The following is a 19,376-nucleotide window of genomic DNA, read 5'->3' on the forward strand; positions in this document are numbered from 1 at the left end:
GCCGCCAGCGTTCGTCCTGAGCCAGGATCAAACTCTCCAATAAAGTTTGTTACTGGTTCAAAGCTGGCAAATCATTTAATGATAGACTCATTAACGCTTTCGCTGTTCAGTTTTCAAAGAGCATTTTCGTCGTAAGCGCTCGTGGCGCCGACCTCTTAAACTATATCAGGTCTTTCTTTTAAAATCAAGGGTTAATTTTTAGAAGTTCAAGTTTTTTTCATTCTCTTTAAAAATACCCTCAAAAGCGACAAGGTCTATCTTAACAAGTTCCAAACAGAAATGCAAGCAAAAGAAAGAATAAATTTTACCCCCCCTTCCACGCACCTAAAATCGTCAATAGTTCTTCTATAGAATGAATCACCACTGCAGGTATCAATACACTCGAAAGAGCAGTAGCAGTGGTGTTTCTACTTTCTTTCTTCCACTTCTCCAGGCACCTTGTTCTCATTCTCTGATCACTCGAGCGCTGGCGAGGATCGAACTCTTTTAATTCATCAGGGAGATTTCGATCAATGAAAACAGAAGTTACATTTTTTCGATTGGCCATTTGAACATCGTGATCCAGCCTATCTCCAACATGAGCGACTACCTCTCCTGTCAGCACATCAATCATTTTCGGATCAGGCTTTCCCGTTCCCACTTTTTCAGGCGTCAATATTTCATCGAAGTAATCGAGTAATCCCAAGCCCTCCATTACTGGGGCTTGGAACTTGTAAAACCCATTAGTTACAACCGCCAGCGAATAGCCACGGGATTTGATCGAACCCAATACCTCTAAAATTCCTGGCTCCAGCAAACTAATCTTAGGTGCAACCGCATGCTTTCGCAACAACGGCTCTATCTCAAAGGGCGCTTCCATACCGAACTGCTTACATCGCAAGCCTAAAATATCATCCCAATCATACGCCTCTACATACCTGCCTTGCTCCATCCGAAGCTCATGCTCGGCGACCATCTCCGAAATAATATCGATCGTTCGCCCAAGCTTCCCGGAGATCACCTCTGCGATCTCCGGAAAAACCCATGCCCCAAAAGGATTTTGCATAAGCGTGCCATCCAAATCAAAAGTTACCCACCGCTTGCTCATTTTATCGCCCCCGACGTCAATCCTTCGATAAACTGCTTAGAAGCAAACAAAAACGCAATAATCATCGGCAAAGATGAAATGGTAAGGCTGGCAAAAAGCAGATTCCACTCTGTATCGTATTCACCAAACAGAGTAAGCACCCCCAAAGGAATAGTACTCAGCTCCTCGCTTTTCAAAAATATCAACGGGTAAAAGAAATCGTTCCATACTCCGATCAGATGAACAATCCCCACAGTGGCAAGTGCCGGCTTCATGAGTGGCAAAATGATTTTGTAATACACCTGAAACCCATTACATCCATCCAGTCTTGCAGATTGATCCAGTTCTGTAGGCAGCGTTCGAAAAAATCCGTAGAACACAAATACCGCAAAGGGAATGCCGCCCGCCACATACAAAATCACCAGCGACGTAAGCGTATCTAAAAGCTGCAGCTTAAGCATCATCATGTACAGCGGCAAAATAGCAAGCTTCATCGGCAGCATCAGGCCGATCATAAAAAAGAACAGGACGTACGAATTCCAGCGAAACGTGTAGCGCGACAGGTAAAAGGCTGCAAGCGATGAGATAAACAGGATGAAAAAGACAGACAGCCCACTCACATAGATGCTGTTCCACACATACGCGCCGAAGTTGACCTTCTCCCACACGGAAACGTAATTTTCAATCGATAAAGAATGGGGCAACCCAAGCGGTTCAGTGAGGATCTCCATATTGCTTTTAAAAGAAGAGACAATCATCAGAAAGATAGGGTAAAGCGCTAAAAAGGCAAAGAACGACAGCAAAAGATACTTTGCATACTGCCCGAGACGTACCGTCATGTTCTCCCTCCTACTGTTCATATTCCTTTCGTTTAAAGAAAAAGAGCAGAACGGCCGTTGCACTCGATATCATGAGGAAAAGCACTACCGCCAATGCCGATCCAAGCCCAATCGACTCCCCGCCAGCTACAGAGCCAAATGCCAGCCTGTAAAAATAGGTAGCCAAAACATCTGTTGAAAAATAAGGTCCTGCCTGCGAGCCCTGCATCGCGAAAATAAGCTCAAAGGTCTCAAAAGCTCCAATAAAGCTAAGAATCGTCATCACCATGATTGAGGGCATAGCCAGCGGAATCGTCATCTTCCATAGCATGGTAAGCCCAGAGGCACCATCGATTTTTGCAGCATCGTATATTTCTGTAGGAATTGCCTGCAAGCCTGCGAGGAAAATAAGCACTGCAAACCCCAGACCATACCAGCTATTCACCAAAATGATCGTATACAAGGCAGTATCAGGGCTGCCAAGCCACGGTCTGGCCCATTCCTCCAGTCCAATAAACGCAAGAAAGGTATTGAGGGCACCGTAAGTAGGATTGAGAATCAGGCTAAACAAGAAACCTACCACAATTACCGATAGTAGCTTTGGTAAAAAGATCACCATTTTGAAAAACTCTTTGCCACGGATCTTGCTGTTGATGACGAGCGCGATCAGAAAAGCCACTGCCAGCTTGGTGATCACGATTCCGATAAAAAAGATAACGTTATGGCCCAGTCCACGAAAAAACGTCTCTTGGAAAGGAGATTCGGTAAACAGCCGTACGAAGTTTTCCAGACCGATAAATGCCCCTCGCTTTAGTCCGTCCCAAGCAAAGAAGCTGTTTAGAAATGCTGATAAAATTGGATATACCTGAAACCAAATGTAGAAAAGCAGAGCAGGTAACAAAAACAAATGAACCATGTGCTTTTTCCAATTCACGCTCCGCGCGCTAGCCGTCTCCGTTTTGATCGCAGTCTTTTTTTCCAGTACAGGCATGGTAATGGGGTTCCTCCTTAAAATAAGGTACAGCCAAGCAGTCAGGCCCGACTGTACCTCTATATTCCTCGTTCCAGCCTTACTTTTTCGGTTTGAACCATTTATCAGCAGAAGCTTGGGTATCTCCTGCTACTTTGTCGACATCGATCTTGTTGATGTACAGCCCTTGGAGCGAATCTTCAAACGTGGTCTTCGTTGTCGGAGTCCCCTCGCCAAAGTGAACCAGCATCAGGAAGGGAGCCATGCTCTTTTCACTTAGCTGTGTCATTTTCTGCACCAATGGATGTTTCGGAGTGACTCCAGAAATCGCGCTTAGTCGATTCAGATCATCACTAAACATCTGCCCGAATTCCTTAGATGCGAGCCACTCGACAAAGACCTTTGCCTCTTCTGGATGCTTGGTGGACTTGGCAATGCCATAAGAACCATCCACCCAGTTAATCATAGGAGTCTCTCCGCCCTTTTCCTTCGCTAAAGCCGGCAGGATATCAATCGGCAAATCAGGGCTTTGTTTTTCAAAGGTTTCCAGACGGTAGCTGCCGTTGATATACATGGCTGCCTTTCCCGTGTAAAAAAGAGCTTGCGCATCTTTGTCATCAATACCTATAAAATCAGGCGGGAAGAAAGGAGCCAGCTCTTGCATCCGCTTAATTGATTCCGTAAAAGCTCCATCGGTAAATTTGGCTTGCCCTGCTAAGAGCTGATCGACGTATTCGTTTCCGCCATAGGAGCTCGTCCCGATAACACTATGGGCAATTGACAGCAGGTAGGATGCCTTGCCAGCCTGGGCAATTGGAATGATCCCCTTTTTCTGCAGCTCCGTGGAGACCTGGAGCAGCTCATCCCAGGTTTGCGGCGGGACCAAGCCATTCTCCTCAAACAGCTTCTTGTTGTAAAAAATGACAGCGGAGTTGATCGAGAGTGGTATCCCGTACACCTTCTGATCGCTGCCACGAGCTGCATCCAGGTATGTCCGCTCTATTTCTGCTACTCCTTTTAACTCATCCAGCGGCAGCAGATATCCTGCGTCCGCAATCGAGGTCGCACCCGAGTATGGACGGAGCTGTACGATATCTACACCTGTCCCTGATGTGAGAGAATTACTTAAAATCGTGTTGTATTCCGTTGATTTAAACGATTTGAATTTTACCTTGATGTTGGAATGCTGCTTCTCAAACTCAGCAATAAACTTGGCGTACGCCTCTTTATCCTCTGTACGCCAGCTGTACATGACAAGCTCCACCGGCTCCCCTTTTGCCGGCTCTGTGACAGGTGCCGTCGATCCTTCAGTCTGCCCTCCTGACGCAGGTGCTGAAGTCCCACCATTACACGCAGCCAAAACTAGCATCAGCACTACACAAAACAACCAAACCCCTACACGTCTCATCAAAAGATCTCCTCCATGCAAGATTTATGCTGCTTGTCTTCTGTGCAATTCTCTCTATGTAGTAATATTTTACAATCTATTATAGAATTCGGAAATATTTTTTCAACAAAATATTCGTATTTTTCAGATAATAGTTCATAAGAATCATCCTCGTGCACATCAGCTGACCCAAAGCCCATAGCAAAAAAAGAGAGACAGACGATTGTCTGCCTCTCTCTCGAAACGGTATTCCGTTTCTTACATCATGCCCATACCGCCCATGCCACCCATATCTGGCATGCCCATAGGAGCTTTGTTTTCTTCTGGTTTGTCAGCAATTACCGCTTCTGTAGTCAGGAACATAGCTGCTACAGATGCTGCATTGGACAGTGCCGAACGAGTTACTTTCGCCGCGTCTACGATACCAGCTTCGAGCATGTTTACATACTCTTCGCTAGCAGCGTTGAAGCCGATACCTACAGCTTCTTTTTTCAGACGCTCTACGATTACAGATCCTTCCAGACCTGCGTTCGCTGCGATTTGACGAACTGGCTCTTCCAGGGAACGGAGTACGATTTGTACACCAACAGCCTCTTCGCCATCTACTTTGATCGCTTCAACCGCTTTGATTGCGTTGATCAGAGTAGTACCACCACCAGGTACGATACCCTCTTCTACTGCAGCGCGAGTAGAGTTGAGAGCGTCCTCGATGCGGAGTTTTTTCTCTTTCAGTTCGGTTTCAGTAGCTGCACCGACTTTAACTACTGCTACGCCGCCAGCCAGTTTAGCCAGACGCTCTTGCAGTTTTTCACGATCGAAATCGGAAGTAGTATCTTCGATTTGTTGACGGATTTGAGCTACGCGGCCTTCGATTGCAGCTTTGTCGCCAGCACCTTCAACAACAGTTGTGTTTTCTTTGGTAACCACGATTTTGCCAGCGCGGCCCAATTGTTCCAGCTTGGTGGATTTCAGATCCAGACCCAGCTCTTCTGTGATCACTTCGCCGCCAGTCAGAGCAGCGATGTCTTGCAGCATAGCTTTGCGGCGATCGCCGAAGCCAGGTGCTTTAACCGCTACAGCTGTGAAGGTACCACGCAGTTTGTTTACTACGAGAGTAGCCAGTGCTTCGCCTTCAACATCTTCAGCGATGATCAAGAGAGGTTTGCCGCTTTGTACCACTTGCTCCAGTACAGGCAGAACTTCTTGGATGTTGGAGATTTTTTTATCAGTGATCAAGATGTATGGGTTGGAGAGAACTGCTTCCATCTTGTCAGTGTCAGTGATCATGTAAGGGGAAGCGTAGCCACGGTCAAATTGCATACCTTCTACAACTTCCAGCTCTGTTACGAATCCTTTGGACTCTTCCACAGTGATTACGCCATCTTTGCCCACTTTTTCCATAGCTTCAGCGATCAGGTTTCCTACTTCTTGATCGTCAGCGGAAATAGCAGCAACTTGCGCGATGGAGGATTTGTTCTCAACCGGCTTTGCGATGGATTTGATTTCTTCAACAGCAGCGCGAACTGCTTTTTCCATACCACGGCGGATAACCATCGGGTTAGCGCCAGCAGTTACGTTTTTCAGACCTTCACGGATCATTGCTGCAGCCAGAACAGTTGCAGTGGTAGTACCGTCACCCGCGATGTCGTTTGTTTTGGTAGCAACTTCTTTAACCAGTTGCGCACCCATGTTTTCGTAAGCGTCTTCCAGCTCGATTTCTTTCGCGATGGTTACACCGTCGTTTGTGATCAATGGAGAACCGAATTTCTTTTCCAGTACCACGTTGCGGCCTTTTGGACCGAGTGTAACTTTTACTGCGTTTGCCAATGTTTCAACACCGCGGAGCATCGAGCGGCGAGCGTCTTCAGAGAATTTCACTTGTTTTGCCATCTGAACTCTACCTCCTGTTATGTGTTTTTCGTTCTACTTCCTATGTCAAGAGCCTTAACCGATGATCGCGAGGATATCGGATTCGCGCAGCACGAGGTATTCCTTATTGTCTACCTTTACTTCAGTACCAGCGTATTTGGAGAAGATTACTTTATCGCCGTCTTTTACTTCCAACGCGATGCGCTCGCCGTTGTCAGCAACACGACCAGAACCTACTGCGATTACGCGGCCTTCTTGCGGTTTTTCCTTTGCAGAATCAGGCAAAACGATACCGCTTGCAGTCGTTTCGTCTTTGGAGATAGCTTCGATTACCACACGGTCACCCAATGGCTTAAGCACTAAAAACACCCTCCTCAAAAAATGTAGGTAAACAAATTTGCTGTTGTTAGCACTCGACTTGTATGAGTGCTAACACCCAATTCCTATAATAATTGAATCACTATGTACTTTGCAAGTAGTTTCCCTCACTTTTTTCCATTTGAAATCTCTAAATCCTTTTTTCTAGCAGCCACCCTAGTATTCAGTTCTAGTAATCAGACCCTGTCATATAAATCAATCATAGAATCATAATAGAGCTACTCTCAAGGAGGGAACCCTCACATGCACAAATGGCTTTGGATTGGGATCGTCGTCCTCTGTGTCTTGGGGATTGGCCGCTTCTTCTCATCCGATAATACTTCCTTTATTCGTGTCAATATTTATCCTGCCTCGATTTATTGGGATGGGAGGGAAATCGCCACCAGCGAAAAGCCAGGCTACTATAAAGAAGGCGGAAAGGAACTCCCTGCCACCATTGAGTATCGCGGTACCGTTTATGTCCCGTTGTCCATCATTGGCCGCCACCTGAACAAGCCAGTAGGCTGGGATAGCTCTACCCATTTCGCCTGGGTTGGACAACCTCCCGCATTTGTCGAGCCTACAGTCGCTCCTACCCCGCCCACGGATGCTGCACCAGCCGCTCTGCCACCAGCCGTACCCGCCAGTACAACCGCCAAGACACCTAGCGACTCCACGGCTCCTGCTACCGGGAAAAAAACGTCTCCCCATACTCTATTTGGATTGACACTCGGCATGTCATCAGAGGAAGTAACCAAAGAATTAGGAAAGCCCGTCCGCATCGAACCGAGCAGTCTGGGCTATCAATGGTGGATCTATAATAGTGACCCGGCAAAATACATACAGGTAGGCATAGCAAACAACAAAGTAGTCGACCTGTACTCATTGGCTCCACAAGCCACACTGGGCAATGTCGGTGTCGGCACGAGCCAGCAGTCGCTAGAGCGTCAATATGACCTGCAAAACATCGTCTCCTTTTCTTATATGGGTGCCCAAATCCAGATGACAAACCAAAAACAGCAGCGCCCGCTGGTTATGCAGAACGGCACTCCCTTTATCTATTACTTGGACAAGCAAAATGACAATAAAGTAACGGCTGTCCGCATGATCGACACACAGATGCTATTGCGCGGGGGCTTTTACGATACCAAATGGTCTTATCAAGGAAAGGCTCCTGATTTTAACCCTCCTGCCCTCAGCGTGGGAGAGCGGGAATTGGTAAACGGGGCATATGAGCGTCAAATTCTTGATCTGGTTAACGTTTCACGCTATCGCTACAAGCTGCCTGCGCTTCAGTGGAATGAAAAGGCTGCCCAGGTAGCAAGAGGTCATAGTCATGACATGGAGGCGAACAATTTCTTCGATCATGTCTCCGCTACGACTGGCACCAGTCCTTTTGACCGTTTAAAGCAAGCCTCGATCCCCTACAGTATGGCAGGCGAAAATATCGCAGCAGGCTATCCCGATGCGATTGAAGCCCATGAAAGCTGGATGAATAGCCCTGGTCATCGCAAAAACGTTTTGGAAAAGGACTTTACCCACTTAGGTGTTGGAGTGATCGCAGACTACTACACACAAGCTTTTTTGACACCTCGCAACTAAATGGTTTGGCGCTTGGGACAAGCTCGGCACGCCTCTTTTCGGACGGGCCGGGTTTGTCCTTGTTCTTATGCTTATGGAAGCTGAACCTGTTTTCGAAGCTGCTCCACTTTTGCTCCAAACTCTACGACTACCGTCTCATATTGCTTGGTATGTAAAATCATCCATGGCGGTCGGCTTCCCTTTTTCGGCATAATGACAAACATCTCCGCGATATCTGTATCAATCCCCGAAGAGGAATGCGTCAAGTGCTGCGGAGGAGCTAGCGGTATCCTGACAATCATCGCGTGCTCAAGTGAAGGATTCAGCTCAAGCACACGTCCACTCACACTGTGCAAAAGCTTTTGTGCCTCAGTCTGAAACACCTCGGTATTGGCAAATGTCCCGACGACCTTTTGTTGATCAGAGTCAAACAGCTCTACCTGCTCCGCTGCTTGTGCTGTCCCGCCGGAAAAAAACAACGCCAAACAAAGAATCAGCCACATCTTGTTGGAATGCACCTCCCCTCAAATAGCTTTCCTAGTATTTCCCATCTCACCGTTATATACATCCATGCGTAAAGAAATCGAACCCACCACAGAAAGAACAAATAAAAAAAGCCTCCCGCTTTAAAAGCAGGAGACTTCATAAGTATTTAGCGAACAACCTCGTCCGCTTCCAAGCTGTATTCACTTTCCCATTCCTCTTGCTCCTTCAGCTGTTTGCGGTATACAACTCGCGACAGCCAAATGCTCAGCTCATATAGAAGCAGCAAAGGGATGATAACCAGTACATCACTCACAATGTCTGGTGGCGTCAACGTAACACCTACAACCGTCAACCCGAAATAGGCAAACCGGCGTACCTTTGCCAGCCTCATCGGATTGAGAATACGCAGACGTGTGAGGAACATGACAATAATCGGGAGCTGAAACAACACGCCGAAGGGAATCACCATGTTGAACATAAATCCGTAATACTCGCCGATGCCGTAGTTAGGATTTACCCCGATGCTGGCAGACGTCGAGGTCATAAACTTCATGATCATTGGAAAGACCACGTAATAACCAAACAAAATGCCAGTCACAAACAAAAAGCTTGCAGCCGGGATAAAATAAAGCGACCCTCTGCGCTCGTGAATCTCCAAGCCTGGTGAAACAAACCGCCATACATGATAAAGTGCCACAGGAAGAGTGGCAACAATTCCAATGAGAAATGCAAACTGCATGTACACGCGAAGTGCGTCCGAGGGATGCAAGGAGATGATCGGCACTCCATCTGCAATCGGCTCTTGCTTCAAATACTCAATGAGCGGACCGGCACAGAAGAAGCCGGCAATCAACGCGACAATAAATACGGCCAACACCCAAATGATACGCTTGCGCAGCTCCGTCAGGTGTTCAACCACTGTCATTTCTTGATCCGTCATGGCAACCACCTTACCCAATTACGCCTTTTGCTGTTCCTTTTCTAGCTGCGTGCGCTCCATTTCCAGCTTTTCGCGGATTTCCTTTTCCAGGCGCTCGCGTTCGATTCTCTCGCGTACTTCACGCTCAATCTTTTCGCGGTCAAACGCATCCTTTTCTGTCACAACCGCAGCCTTGGCAGTAGTAGCGTCCTTGCTTGTATCCTTTGCAGCCAGCTCCTTGCGCTTTGCATCATCATCGTCTTCCTCATCGCTAGTCAGACTGCGCGTCGCATTCTTGAATTCTTTCAAGGTATGACCAACAGCACGTCCCAACTCTGGAAGCTTTTTTGGACCAAACAGGACAAGCGCCAAAATCAAAATTAAAATTAATCCAGGAATCCCGATACTGCCCATTTGCCTTCACTCCTTTTTCCTGTTAATTGTCAGTCTAACCAGCTAACACTTTCGTAAACCACCATAACCTAACCTCGTCATGTCAGAAGCCTCAATTCTCTCTCCTGCCAAAATCCGTGGTAGAAAAACGTCAAACGAAGTAAATGACTCATGCATAACAGCCCCAGGCAAGCCCAGGATCGGGGTTTCACCTTTGTAAGCAACCATCAGCATGGACCCCGGAAGCATCGGTGTGCCATATCTTACCACTTCAGCTCCTACACCTGCAATTGCTCCTGGTGTACGATCATCAGGGTCTACAGACATGCCGCCTGTAACCAGCACCAAATCGACACCTTTATCGAGGAAATAGTGAATCTCCTGCTCAATCGCGTCTTTGTCATCAGGTGCAAAACGCTGCTCCACAACCGTTGAGCCGAGCGCCTCTACCTTGGAGCGAATCACCGGACCGAATTTGTCTGCAATTCGTCCAGAAAAAACTTCTCCTCCCGTGGTGACAAGACCAACCGATTTATCCAGGAAAGACTTTACCTGCACGATCGGTTCACCAAACTGCTTCGCCAGCTCCTCCAGCTCTATAATACGCGCCTCTTCCATGATCAGCGGGATAATCCGGGTGGCTGCCAGCGTATGACCGGGATGGACCACCTGATCTCCATATGTGGTAGAAAATGCGATACCTTCCAATGCATTGAGCGCATGAACAGCTTCCTCGTTAATCTTGGCCAAACCGGAACGCGATGCTTTCATCGAGACTTTGCCTTCGTACGGCTGTGTCAAGGTCAAGCCTTCGCCGGAAACAGCTTTGGCAATACGAATCCCCGCTTCTTCCTCATGAATGTAGCCCTCTGGCATTTCCAGCACGTAAATATGTTCTTTTCCGATCGACAAGAGTGGCTCGATGTCTGCTTCCGTAACAACATGACCCTTTTTAAACAGGCGGCCCTTGAATTCTCCGGGCAGAATTTGCGTCATGTCGTGTGGCAGCATCATCCCAATCGCTTCACGTACAGGCACTTCACGCATTTGTGGTTTTTCTACCAACCCAATCCTCCCCAATCTTCATTGGCCTCTCCTGTTCCCTGCAAAATGTGCAAGGCATCCGCCAGCATATCGCCGATGGCGTTGAAACAGATCTCTACGCCTTTCGGATTGCCAGGAAGGTTGATAATCAACGAGTTTCCACGCGTACCCGCAACCGCACGCGTCAACATCGCACGACGAGATTGCTGCAGGCCGGCACGGCGCATTTCTTCTGCCAGCCCCGGAACTGGTCTGTCCATCACCCATGCTGTCACTTCCGGGGTGACATCGCGCGGGCTAAGACCGGTCCCGCCTGTTACGATCAATAGGTCACACTTTTCCCGATCTACGAATTCGATCATGTTTTCCTTCAAGTCTTCCATATCATCGGTAACGGCACGGTATACAGCGACGTCTACGTGCAGCCATTCCCTTGTCAGATGACGAATGATCGGAATACGATCATCTGTCCGCTCTCCTCTGGCAATCGAATCACTTGCCGAAATTACGCCTACCTTCCATTTGCCCACAGCTCATTCCTCCGTTTTTTCATTCGATAGTATTGTACACTTTTTTGTCCGTGCTGTAGATAGTACTGTCAGAAAAGAGAGTTCCTGACACAAAACGTTCACGAATGAAAAAGACCTTCCTCGGTCACCAAAGCATCCAGTGGTATATCGTGCGGCTCAAGCGGTACATGGTCTACTACCTGCATGGAGAAACCTATTCCTAGTAAAAATGGGCGATGCATAAGTCCTGCAAGAAAGCGATCGTAATAGCCGCCTCCATAGCCCATGCGTCCTCCTGATCGATCAAAGGCCACACCAGGAACAAGCACCACGTCGAGCTTTTCTACTTCTGCAGGCACCGCTTTTTCCGGATCAGGCTCCCAGATACCATATACTCCCTGCTTTAACATTTCCGGTCCGCTAAATACGTATGGAACCAAACGCCGCTCAGACGGGAGCGTCAGGGGCAGCCAGATTTCCTGTCCTCGTTTTTTCGCTTGCTCGATGAACGGGAGAATATCCAATTCAGCTCCAAAAGGATGAAAGGCCATAATTGCTTTGCTGCTCACCACTTGCTCGCATGCCAGCAAATGACTGCAAACTCTCTCAGATCGAAGCTTGCGTTCTACTGGAGACATCGTTTTTCGCGCCTCCATAATATGGGTTCGGAGCTGTTTTTTATCCGCCTTTTTGTCCACTTTCAACCGCTCTCCTTTTGCACGGGTTCAAACAACGCCCCTCTAGGCTTGTCCCGTACACTCTCTCTAGGCTACACTTGCATTAGTATATAAAGAGGTGAACCACATGATCTTGCTACAAGCTGAACATATAGAAAAAACGTATGGTGTCGAGACCATTCTACAGGACATTTCCCTGCAAATACAAACGGGTGAACGTGTTGGGCTCGTTGGTGTCAATGGTGCCGGAAAATCTACCTTGATGAAGATTCTCGCTGGCGAGCTTAGCTACGATGGCGGAATTGTGCGGATTCCCAAAGAGGTAACGATCGGCTATTTGGCACAAAACAGCGGGCTGGAGTCGGAGAGAAGCATTTGGGACGAGCTGCTTTCTGTATTTGCGCATCTGCAGGTCGAGGAAAAGGAGCTGCGCGCGCTGGAAGCAAAAATGGGCGATCCTGCTATCCTCGCTGATGAAAAGCGTTACCAGCAGCTTTTGGAAAATTACTCTCACCGCTCGGAAGCATTCAAGGAGCGCGGAGGTTACAGCTATGAGGGAGCGATTCGCGGAGTGCTGCACGGTCTTCGCTTTGCCGACATGGATTACCAGACGCCGATTCGTACGCTAAGCGGCGGACAAAAAACACGTTTGGCTCTGGCCAGGCTGCTGCTGCAGGCTCCAACGATTCTTCTACTCGATGAGCCGACCAACTACCTGGACATTGAAACACTCACCTGGCTGGAAACCTATTTGCAAAACTATCAGGGAGCAATCCTCGTCGTCTCCCATGACCGCTACTTCCTCGACAAGCTGGTGACCGTTGTCTATGAAATCGAGCGGACACGCGCCACTCGTTACGTCGGCAACTACAGTCAGTTCCTCGATCAAAAGGCTGCGCGGTTGGAGCAAGATTTGAAGCGATTTGAAAAGCAGCAGGACGAAATCGCCAAGCTGGAGGATTTTATCGCTCGAAACATCGCTCGTGCGACGACAACCAAGCGCGCACAAAGCAGACGTAAGACATTAGAAAAAATAGACCGCATGGACAAGCCGATCATGAAAAACAAATCAGTCCATTTTTCCTTTGATGTCTCCAAAATGAGCGGAACCATCGTGATGAAGGCAGCGAATGTCGCTATTGGCTACCCGGATGCTGTCCTCTCTTCGGGCATTACGTTTGAGATTGAACGCGAAGAGAGAGTCGCGCTGGTCGGACCTAACGGGATTGGCAAATCCACCTTGCTCAAAACGATCGTGGAGCAGCTGAGCGCGCTTCGTGGCAGCATAGATTTTGGCAGTAACGTCACTATCGGCTATTACGACCAAGAGCATCGCAATCTGAACGAACAGAGTACGGTGCTCGGTGAAATCTGGGATGAGTATCCACAAATGCTGGAAAAAGACGTGCGTACGCTGCTAGGCAACTTCCTGTTTAGCGGAGACGATGTGCAAAAGCGCATTTCCGACCTGTCTGGCGGAGAACGCGCACGTGTATCCTTGGCAAAGCTCATGCTAAGGCAAGCCAACTTCCTAATCTTCGACGAGCCTACAAACCATTTGGACATTTTCAGCAAGGAAGTCTTGGAAAATGCGCTCTACGATTATCCAGGAACCATCCTGTTCGTCTCCCATGACCGCTACTTCCTGAATAAAATCTCAACCCGGGTGCTTGAGCTGACAGGTGATGGCGTGACCAGTTATTTGGGCAACTACGACTACTATGTAGAGAAAAAGCAAGAGCTGGCGGAGCTTGCAGCCGAACAAGCAGCGCTCCCTGCCAAAAAGCAAGGCACTGCTGCCGCGGTTCAGCCTGAAAAATCAGCCTACGAGCTGGATAAGGAAGCCAAGAAGCGGGAACGCCAACGCCAGCGCCGTCTGGAAGAGATCGAAGCCACGATCCAAAAACGGGAAGCTGATATTACCAAATGGGAAGAAGAGCTATGTCTTCCTGAGATCTATAGCGACCATGTCCAGGCAAAAGAAAGAAACGATCAGATTCATGCCGCAAAAGTCGAGCTGGAGCAGCTGTATGACGAATGGAGCGAGCTCTCCGAGGCATAACCTCACGTCGAGCAGCGTTCATGTGCCGGCTCCTCCAAAGCCGCATACAGAGCGGGAACGACAAGAAAAACAATGCAGGTGGCTGCTGTAACGATACCGGAGTCATTCAGCACCAGTCCTGCTAGCGAGCCTGCGATTACGCCTGCAAAGCCTTTGACCAGAAATGGTGTATCCATCGCCAAATGACGCAGGAACCGATCATTTCTAAGTGCCAGTAAGCCAAGCACGACGAGAGATACGACAAACACCTTACTCCACATGGAAACCCTGATTAACCGCAGATTCATAGCCAGCTTGCGCTCCAGCATCTTGCCGACCTCAGCCCATTCCCCTGACACGATCTGCTGGGAGACACGCCCTACATGTGTTAAGGGCTGATCAGTCAGCAAGCTTCCGGCTATCAATACAGCAACACCGAGCATTAGGCCGCCTGCTAGCACCAGGAGGCCTTTTTTGCCTATCCGTAAGCCCTGCAGTCTCGCAAAGGCGACGAAAAACCCAACTAATCCGGCAAGAAAGCCGCCTGCATCCGTACCCAAGCCTGGAGCCACCATATAGTAAAGCACCAGTCCGAAAAAAATGGCAGCCACCCCCGGCAACAGGATGCTGTTGCGCGGCGAGTCATATTTATCCGACTGCTTGTAGGCCTGATAAAGCGAAGCCACAAACAGGATCGCACTACCGATCAGAACCCCCTCGTATTCATTGCCTAATCCATAAAAGCGAGCCCCGATGACAGGGTCATAGCCGAGGTACGAATGTCGCATCATCGTCGCCCCACTGCACCCGTCGATTAAAATTGCAAGTGCCGTGGTACCGCATATGATAAGTGTCGTGTGCGAAAGTGAGCGATGCTCCTGTAGAAAGGAAGCCAGCAGCGCCACGGTTATGAGCAAGCCTAATACAACCTGTCCGGAGGCATTCCAGCCGAGCATCCCTTCCACCAGCAATAGGAAAGGAAACCAGAGAAGTGCCAATAACGCGAGACGTACCCCTCTGCGCAGCCCGGAGTATATAGCGCCCGCCCTCCTTTTCCCCCATAACCACAATAGTGCCGCACAGGCAAGCGTAATGATTTGCAGCATGACGTATGTATAGATGACGGCAGGTCTTGTGGCATATGTGTGATGAATTTGCTTTACTTGATCCAGCAGTTCATTCATCGTTTTTCTCTCCAAGTCTACCTTCACGGCATGTCCAGCCAAATCACTAGGTGGCGGTACGTTTAACCAGGCTAAAACTGTTGGCAAGATATCTACTCCGCTAATGAGCCCGGATTGACGTGTCGTCGCAGATGTAAGCAGGCCTCTGTCTTTGTTGTTCCAAATGAGAATCGGAGATAGCAGCGCTTTTTCCTTTGTCGCCACCACATGGACCGCTGGTGATGTCAGAATGATGAGCTGGTTCTTTTTTTGTCTCTGTAGCACTTGATCCACAAAATGAGACAAGTCCGTTAACACCTGATGATAGTGACGGGCAAACTGTGTAGGCTCCATATCATTTGCCAGCTGGTAGAGGCGCGCCAAATCGGAAAGCTGAACCGTAACAACCCCCGACTTTTGATCATCCTGGATTTGGTTGAGTATATGCGTGTAGTTTGTTTTCACCCCATACGGATATTCCTTGGCTGGCAGCAGACTATTTGCTGATATATCACCATGCGGCACGCGTCCTTTCCTATCCATCGCAAACAGGACACTGTAGCGCTGCCTGGCGTCTTCATAATCTCCATTGCCGTAAGCCGACACCCGAATTCCTCTAGCAGCAAGAGTATCTCCCAACAGACCTATCCTCGCCGAAAACGGCTTGTCCTCATTTTCTGCCAGCAATCGATATATCCCCGGGTACACAATCGATGACCCCAGATTGTTTTCTGCTATTCCGCCAAGCTCTCGCACCCTGTCTCCAGCTGTTTCTCTAGCAGACAACGATTCGGTAGTGTGATAGGCCGTTCCGCTTTTTACACTGTATTGTGCTTGTCCGCCACTTCCCATAAGCAAATAGCCGTTAGGGGCAGTCCGTGCTCCAGGTGTGCGCATGGAGACAGCGCCAGCAGATGCTTCCTTTACCCATTTATCCACAGCTGGATTACCTGCGAAGGTCTCCATGTCTAAAAAAGACATTCCCTCTACAAATAGCACAAGTACTTGCTGAGCTTCTTTAGCTGTGGCTGTGCGATTTCCGATATTTGTAGCTGCAAACAATATTAGGGATGCAAGTAAACTGAGCAAGATTTTTGTCTTCACGAGATGCCTCCTGTTGATAACTATGCTTGTCTTATCCACATTTTCCACAGAATAATCCACAAGCTTAAATTGTTTCATCCGGCGATTTTCCCGGTCGTTTTTCATGTTATCACCAGTATTCACAGGTGGGGATGTGAACAACCTGCAAAGTTATCCTTCCTTGTGGATAATTATTGTTCTGCTCCAAATTCAGCCGATCAATCAGCCGATACAGTAGATAAACGATAAAAGAAGCCTTAATACTGAACCTTTTCCTGCAAAAGAGCGAATATAGAGTTGTAACACTTTCGGGAGGGGCCCCCATGAATGATAAAGAGTTACTACCACTCCTAGAAAAAATGATTCTAGGAGACGAAACGGCATTTCCATTGGTTTATCGGGCGACGCATCAGGACGTCTATCGCACAGTCGCCTTCCTCGTCTTCAACAAGCAGGAGATCGAGGACATCGTAAGTGAGGTTTACCTTCGCATGTGGCGTTCCTACCACACATATGATCCCAGCAGGCCTTTTCGCTACTGGCTGCATGGTATTACCGTACGACAAGTCCAGGATTGGAAAAGAAAAGCCTGGCGCCGCTTGCGCATATTTGAGCGCAATCGACTGCTCGCTACGCAGCAATATGACTGGACAGAGCGAGTCGTTCTGCAATCAGAGTCACAGCTTGAGCTGTTTCGATCTGTTCGCCAATTGTCGTACAAGCTACGGGTAGTTGTGATACTCCGCTATTTTCACGATTACTCTCTAGAAGAAATCGCTGACCTGCTGAAAATTCCCTTGGGTACAGTCAAGTCCAGACACCATCTCGGACTGAAGGAATTACGAAAACGATACCCAATAGCGGAAGGTGACCTATATGCCCATTGAAAAACAACTGCGTGAGGAGCTGCTTCAAGCAGGCAAAGAAATGCCGATTCCGCATGAAGTAGAGAAACGAGTCCACCGTACATATCAACACTTTTTGCAGCAAAAGAAAGGAAGACAACCACTCATGAAAAAAAGACTGCTTGCCAGCATCGTTGCAGTAGCAATTCTGATCCCTACTGCTGCTTTAGCCACTCCCTATCTCGCAGATGAAATCTTTGGTAGCTCAAAAGCAATTATGGAACGGGGAGGAACCCAGCAAAGCTACAACGAGATAGAAGCCTTTCTTCAAGAAGCCAAAGGAAAGCTGACAGACGAGGAATTTACAGAATATGTGTCCTTAACCAAGCAGCTGATGCAGCTAAAGCTGAAGATCACGGATCAAAATGGTGTCCCTCACGAAGACAAGATGACAGCAGAGGAACAGGAGCTGTACCAGCAGCTCGCTTCCAAGTTGAGTCCTCTTTTTGAAAAAATCAAAGGCTCCGCGCAGTAAAAAGAGTTCCTGTCAGATGCAAGCTCTTCGCTCTTTCATACAGCAAAAAGGAGTTATCCCAATGTGGATAACTCCTTTTTGCAATCAGACATTACTCTTCAGTTAACGACAAGCCAGGTACACCATTTAGGTCCAACTCAGCAAACTGTCCTTTTTCATATTTGATATAGCCTGCAGCTGCGATCATGGCAGCGTTGTCCGTACAAAGTGAGAACGGAGGAATAACGAGTGGAACTCCTTCTGCCTTGCACCGCTCCTGCAGCCGATCTCTTAATCCCCGATTAGCTGCCACTCCTCCTGCCAAAAGCACCTGCTTCGCTCCGTATTCGCGAACAGCTCGGAGTGTTTTTTCTACAAGTACCTCTGTCACGGAGTCCTGGAAGCTAGCCGCGAGATTCGCTGGCTCAATCGACTCTCCGCGCTGGGCGGCATTATGCAAGGTATTGAGTACAGCTGATTTCAAGCCACTAAAGCTGAAATCGTACGAGCCTGGCTCCAGCCACGAGCGAGGAAGCGGTACATTTGCTTCGCCTTCGTGCGCGAGCCGGTCAATGTGCGGTCCCCCGGGATACGGCATATTCAGTGCCCGTGCTACCTTGTCATATGCCTCACCTGCAGCGTCATCACGCGTCTCGCCCAAAATCTCAAACTGACCGTGCTCCTTCATCCAGACCAGCTCCGTATGGCCTCCCGAGACGACCAGCGCAATTAACGGGAAATCCATTTCCTCTACCAGACGGTTCGCATAGATGTGGCCTGCAATATGATGGACACCGATCAGTGGAATCCCTCTCGCTAAAGAAACAGCTTTAGCAGCCGCCACACCAACCAGTAGCGCCCCCACGAGACCTGGACCGTACGTGACAGCAATCGCCTGAATATCAGCCAGTGTCTTGCCTGCCTCGGCCAATGCTTCTTCGATCGTCAGCGTAATGTTCTCGACATGCCTGCGGGAAGCTACCTCTGGCACTACCCCGCCGAATCGTTTGTGGATATCTGCTTGTGAAGCAATGACATTGGAGAGCACCTCGCGCCCGTCACGAACAACGGATGCGGAGGTTTCATCACAGCTGGTTTCAATCCCCAAAATATAGGTCGGAGCCCCTGACTCCTTATGTGTTTGATATGCTTCTTGTACGCGCGTTTTGTAGCGCGAGCTATTTGTCCTGTTCATTACAATGTCACCCACATAATTATTGCGTCCTCGTTATTGTCCGAATAGTACCCTTTGCGTACGCCATGCTCTTTAAATCCGAGCTTAATGTACATATTTCTCGCTACGACGTTGGAAGTCCGTACTTCTAGTGTCATGCTCTGTGCACCAAACGATCTCGCTACACTCATCATTTTGAGCATAAGTCCGAGCCCGATTTTCTTTCCCCGAAACAACGGATGGACCGCAACATTCGTGATGTGTGCTTCATCGAGCACAATCCACATGCCGCAATAAGCGACGATTCGATTCTGATGAACGACAACGACATATCGCGCATTCGGATTCATCGTCAGCTCGTTGACGAAAGCATCATGCGGCCACGGTGTTGAAAAGGACAACCGCTCCAGCTCGGCGACTGCCCCGACATCCTGCATCGTCATAAAGCGGTATTCCAAATCTGTATGTTGACTCATATGA

General features: G+C 48.6%; 19 protein-coding genes. 4 read left to right on the forward strand and 15 right to left on the reverse strand.

The window, feature by feature from the left end; translation table 11 throughout:
• Positions 1 to 304 precede the first annotated feature (304 nt).
• The 6 genes from C3B52_RS19150 to groES form a co-directional block, all read right to left on the reverse strand.
• On the reverse strand, positions 305 to 1,087 hold the full coding sequence (locus C3B52_RS19150) for an HAD family hydrolase (RefSeq protein ID WP_103108011.1): 783 nt from the start codon (positions 1,085 to 1,087) through the stop codon (positions 305 to 307).
• Complete coding sequence (locus tag C3B52_RS19155; RefSeq protein ID WP_103108012.1) at positions 1,084 to 1,905, reverse strand: carbohydrate ABC transporter permease; 822 nt, start codon at positions 1,903 to 1,905, stop codon at positions 1,084 to 1,086. The genes C3B52_RS19150 and C3B52_RS19155 overlap by 4 nt, the downstream gene beginning before the upstream one ends.
• A 10-nt stretch (positions 1,906 to 1,915) precedes the next feature.
• The gene (locus C3B52_RS19160; RefSeq protein ID WP_103108013.1) at positions 1,916 to 2,875 is read right to left on the reverse strand and encodes a carbohydrate ABC transporter permease; all 960 of its coding nucleotides are present in this window, start codon (positions 2,873 to 2,875) and stop codon (positions 1,916 to 1,918) included.
• A gap of 79 nt (positions 2,876 to 2,954) precedes the next feature.
• Positions 2,955 to 4,262 carry an ABC transporter substrate-binding protein gene (locus tag C3B52_RS19165; RefSeq protein WP_103108014.1) on the reverse strand — a complete coding sequence of 436 codons (1,308 nt, stop codon included), beginning with the start codon at positions 4,260 to 4,262 and terminating at the stop codon, positions 2,955 to 2,957.
• Between the two features lie 237 nt (positions 4,263 to 4,499).
• Complete coding sequence (groL, locus tag C3B52_RS19175) at positions 4,500 to 6,131, reverse strand: chaperonin GroEL (RefSeq protein WP_103108016.1); 1,632 nt, start codon at positions 6,129 to 6,131, stop codon at positions 4,500 to 4,502.
• Between the two features lie 54 nt (positions 6,132 to 6,185).
• Positions 6,186 to 6,470 (reverse strand): co-chaperone GroES, encoded by a 285-nt coding sequence (groES, locus tag C3B52_RS19180; RefSeq protein ID WP_049742269.1) that lies wholly within the window; start codon positions 6,468 to 6,470, stop codon positions 6,186 to 6,188.
• A 261-nt stretch (positions 6,471 to 6,731) separates the two neighbouring features.
• On the opposite strand from groES, the gene C3B52_RS19185 reads away from it, so the two are divergent.
• The gene (locus C3B52_RS19185) at positions 6,732 to 8,069 is read left to right on the forward strand and encodes a CAP domain-containing protein (RefSeq protein ID WP_103108017.1); all 1,338 of its coding nucleotides are present in this window, start codon (positions 6,732 to 6,734) and stop codon (positions 8,067 to 8,069) included.
• 71 nt (positions 8,070 to 8,140) lie between these two features.
• Here the strand turns inward: C3B52_RS19185 and C3B52_RS19190 are convergent, their stop codons facing one another.
• From C3B52_RS19190 to C3B52_RS19215, 6 genes are all read right to left on the reverse strand, one after another.
• Positions 8,141 to 8,551: a hypothetical protein gene (locus C3B52_RS19190; RefSeq protein WP_103108018.1), complete on the reverse strand. Its 411-nt coding sequence runs from the start codon at positions 8,549 to 8,551 to the stop codon at positions 8,141 to 8,143.
• 149 nt (positions 8,552 to 8,700) lie between these two features.
• Positions 8,701 to 9,474 (reverse strand): twin-arginine translocase subunit TatC, encoded by a 774-nt coding sequence (tatC, locus tag C3B52_RS19195; RefSeq protein ID WP_103108019.1) that lies wholly within the window; start codon positions 9,472 to 9,474, stop codon positions 8,701 to 8,703.
• 18 nt (positions 9,475 to 9,492) lie between these two features.
• Complete coding sequence (gene tatA, locus C3B52_RS19200) at positions 9,493 to 9,867, reverse strand: twin-arginine translocase TatA/TatE family subunit (RefSeq protein ID WP_103108020.1); 375 nt, start codon at positions 9,865 to 9,867, stop codon at positions 9,493 to 9,495.
• Positions 9,868 to 9,909: 42 nt separating this feature from the next.
• On the reverse strand, positions 9,910 to 10,911 hold the full coding sequence (locus tag C3B52_RS19205; protein WP_103108021.1) for a molybdopterin-binding protein: 1,002 nt from the start codon (positions 10,909 to 10,911) through the stop codon (positions 9,910 to 9,912).
• On the reverse strand, positions 10,905 to 11,420 hold the full coding sequence (locus tag C3B52_RS19210; protein WP_049742275.1) for a MogA/MoaB family molybdenum cofactor biosynthesis protein: 516 nt from the start codon (positions 11,418 to 11,420) through the stop codon (positions 10,905 to 10,907). Before C3B52_RS19210 ends, C3B52_RS19205 begins: the two co-directional genes overlap by 7 nt.
• A gap of 98 nt (positions 11,421 to 11,518) precedes the next feature.
• Entirely contained in the window at positions 11,519 to 12,097 is a 579-nt protein-coding gene (locus C3B52_RS19215; protein WP_103108022.1) for a 5-formyltetrahydrofolate cyclo-ligase, read from the reverse strand.
• A 106-nt stretch (positions 12,098 to 12,203) separates the two neighbouring features.
• Here C3B52_RS19215 and C3B52_RS19220 point away from each other — a divergent pair, with 106 nt between their 5' ends.
• On the forward strand, positions 12,204 to 14,138 hold the full coding sequence (locus tag C3B52_RS19220; RefSeq protein ID WP_103108023.1) for an ABC-F family ATP-binding cassette domain-containing protein: 1,935 nt from the start codon (positions 12,204 to 12,206) through the stop codon (positions 14,136 to 14,138).
• 2 nt (positions 14,139 to 14,140) lie between these two features.
• Here the strand turns inward: C3B52_RS19220 and C3B52_RS19225 are convergent, their stop codons facing one another.
• A complete protein-coding gene (locus tag C3B52_RS19225) occupies positions 14,141 to 16,384 on the reverse strand; it encodes a hypothetical protein (protein WP_103108024.1) in 2,244 nt (747 codons plus the stop codon).
• 302 nt (positions 16,385 to 16,686) lie between these two features.
• Between C3B52_RS19225 and C3B52_RS19230 the strand changes: the two genes are divergently transcribed.
• Both C3B52_RS19230 and C3B52_RS19235 read left to right on the forward strand, forming a co-directional pair.
• Positions 16,687 to 17,250: a sigma-70 family RNA polymerase sigma factor gene (locus C3B52_RS19230; RefSeq protein ID WP_103108025.1), complete on the forward strand. Its 564-nt coding sequence runs from the start codon at positions 16,687 to 16,689 to the stop codon at positions 17,248 to 17,250.
• Entirely contained in the window at positions 17,240 to 17,743 is a 504-nt protein-coding gene (locus C3B52_RS19235; RefSeq protein ID WP_103108026.1) for a DUF3600 domain-containing protein, read from the forward strand. Before C3B52_RS19230 ends, C3B52_RS19235 begins: the two co-directional genes overlap by 11 nt.
• A 91-nt stretch (positions 17,744 to 17,834) precedes the next feature.
• Here C3B52_RS19235 and tsaD read toward each other — a convergent pair whose 3' ends face one another.
• Both tsaD and rimI read right to left on the reverse strand, forming a co-directional pair.
• Complete coding sequence (gene tsaD / locus C3B52_RS19240) at positions 17,835 to 18,917, reverse strand: tRNA (adenosine(37)-N6)-threonylcarbamoyltransferase complex transferase subunit TsaD (RefSeq protein ID WP_103108027.1); 1,083 nt, start codon at positions 18,915 to 18,917, stop codon at positions 17,835 to 17,837.
• On the reverse strand, positions 18,917 to 19,372 hold the full coding sequence (gene rimI, locus C3B52_RS19245) for a ribosomal protein S18-alanine N-acetyltransferase (protein ID WP_103108028.1): 456 nt from the start codon (positions 19,370 to 19,372) through the stop codon (positions 18,917 to 18,919). The genes tsaD and rimI overlap by 1 nt, the downstream gene beginning before the upstream one ends.
• Between the last annotated feature and the right edge of the window lie 4 nt (positions 19,373 to 19,376).

The sequence above is a fragment of the Brevibacillus reuszeri genome (genome assembly GCF_002897295.1).
In the GTDB taxonomy this organism is placed as follows: domain Bacteria; phylum Bacillota; class Bacilli; order Brevibacillales; family Brevibacillaceae; genus Brevibacillus; species Brevibacillus reuszeri_A.

Coding starts and splice junctions, on each gene's coding strand:
- tatC (WP_103108019.1), bottom strand. CDS start 9,474: ATGACGGATCAAGAAATGACAGTGGTTGAACACCTGACGGAGCTGCGC.
- C3B52_RS19185 (WP_103108017.1), top strand. CDS start 6,732: ATGCACAAATGGCTTTGGATTGGGATCGTCGTCCTCTGTGTCTTGGGG.
- C3B52_RS19150 (WP_103108011.1), bottom strand. CDS start 1,087: ATGAGCAAGCGGTGGGTAACTTTTGATTTGGATGGCACGCTTATGCAA.
- rimI (WP_103108028.1), bottom strand. CDS start 19,372: ATGAGTCAACATACAGATTTGGAATACCGCTTTATGACGATGCAGGAT.
- groL (WP_103108016.1), bottom strand. CDS start 6,131: ATGGCAAAACAAGTGAAATTCTCTGAAGACGCTCGCCGCTCGATGCTC.
- C3B52_RS19155 (WP_103108012.1), bottom strand. CDS start 1,905: ATGACGGTACGTCTCGGGCAGTATGCAAAGTATCTTTTGCTGTCGTTC.
- tsaD (WP_103108027.1), bottom strand. CDS start 18,917: ATGAACAGGACAAATAGCTCGCGCTACAAAACGCGCGTACAAGAAGCA.
- tatA (WP_103108020.1), bottom strand. CDS start 9,867: ATGGGCAGTATCGGGATTCCTGGATTAATTTTAATTTTGATTTTGGCG.
- C3B52_RS19160 (WP_103108013.1), bottom strand. CDS start 2,875: ATGCCTGTACTGGAAAAAAAGACTGCGATCAAAACGGAGACGGCTAGC.
- C3B52_RS19235 (WP_103108026.1), top strand. CDS start 17,240: ATGCCCATTGAAAAACAACTGCGTGAGGAGCTGCTTCAAGCAGGCAAA.
- C3B52_RS19230 (WP_103108025.1), top strand. CDS start 16,687: ATGAATGATAAAGAGTTACTACCACTCCTAGAAAAAATGATTCTAGGA.
- C3B52_RS19220 (WP_103108023.1), top strand. CDS start 12,204: ATGATCTTGCTACAAGCTGAACATATAGAAAAAACGTATGGTGTCGAG.
- C3B52_RS19165 (WP_103108014.1), bottom strand. CDS start 4,262: ATGAGACGTGTAGGGGTTTGGTTGTTTTGTGTAGTGCTGATGCTAGTT.
- C3B52_RS19190 (WP_103108018.1), bottom strand. CDS start 8,551: ATGTGGCTGATTCTTTGTTTGGCGTTGTTTTTTTCCGGCGGGACAGCA.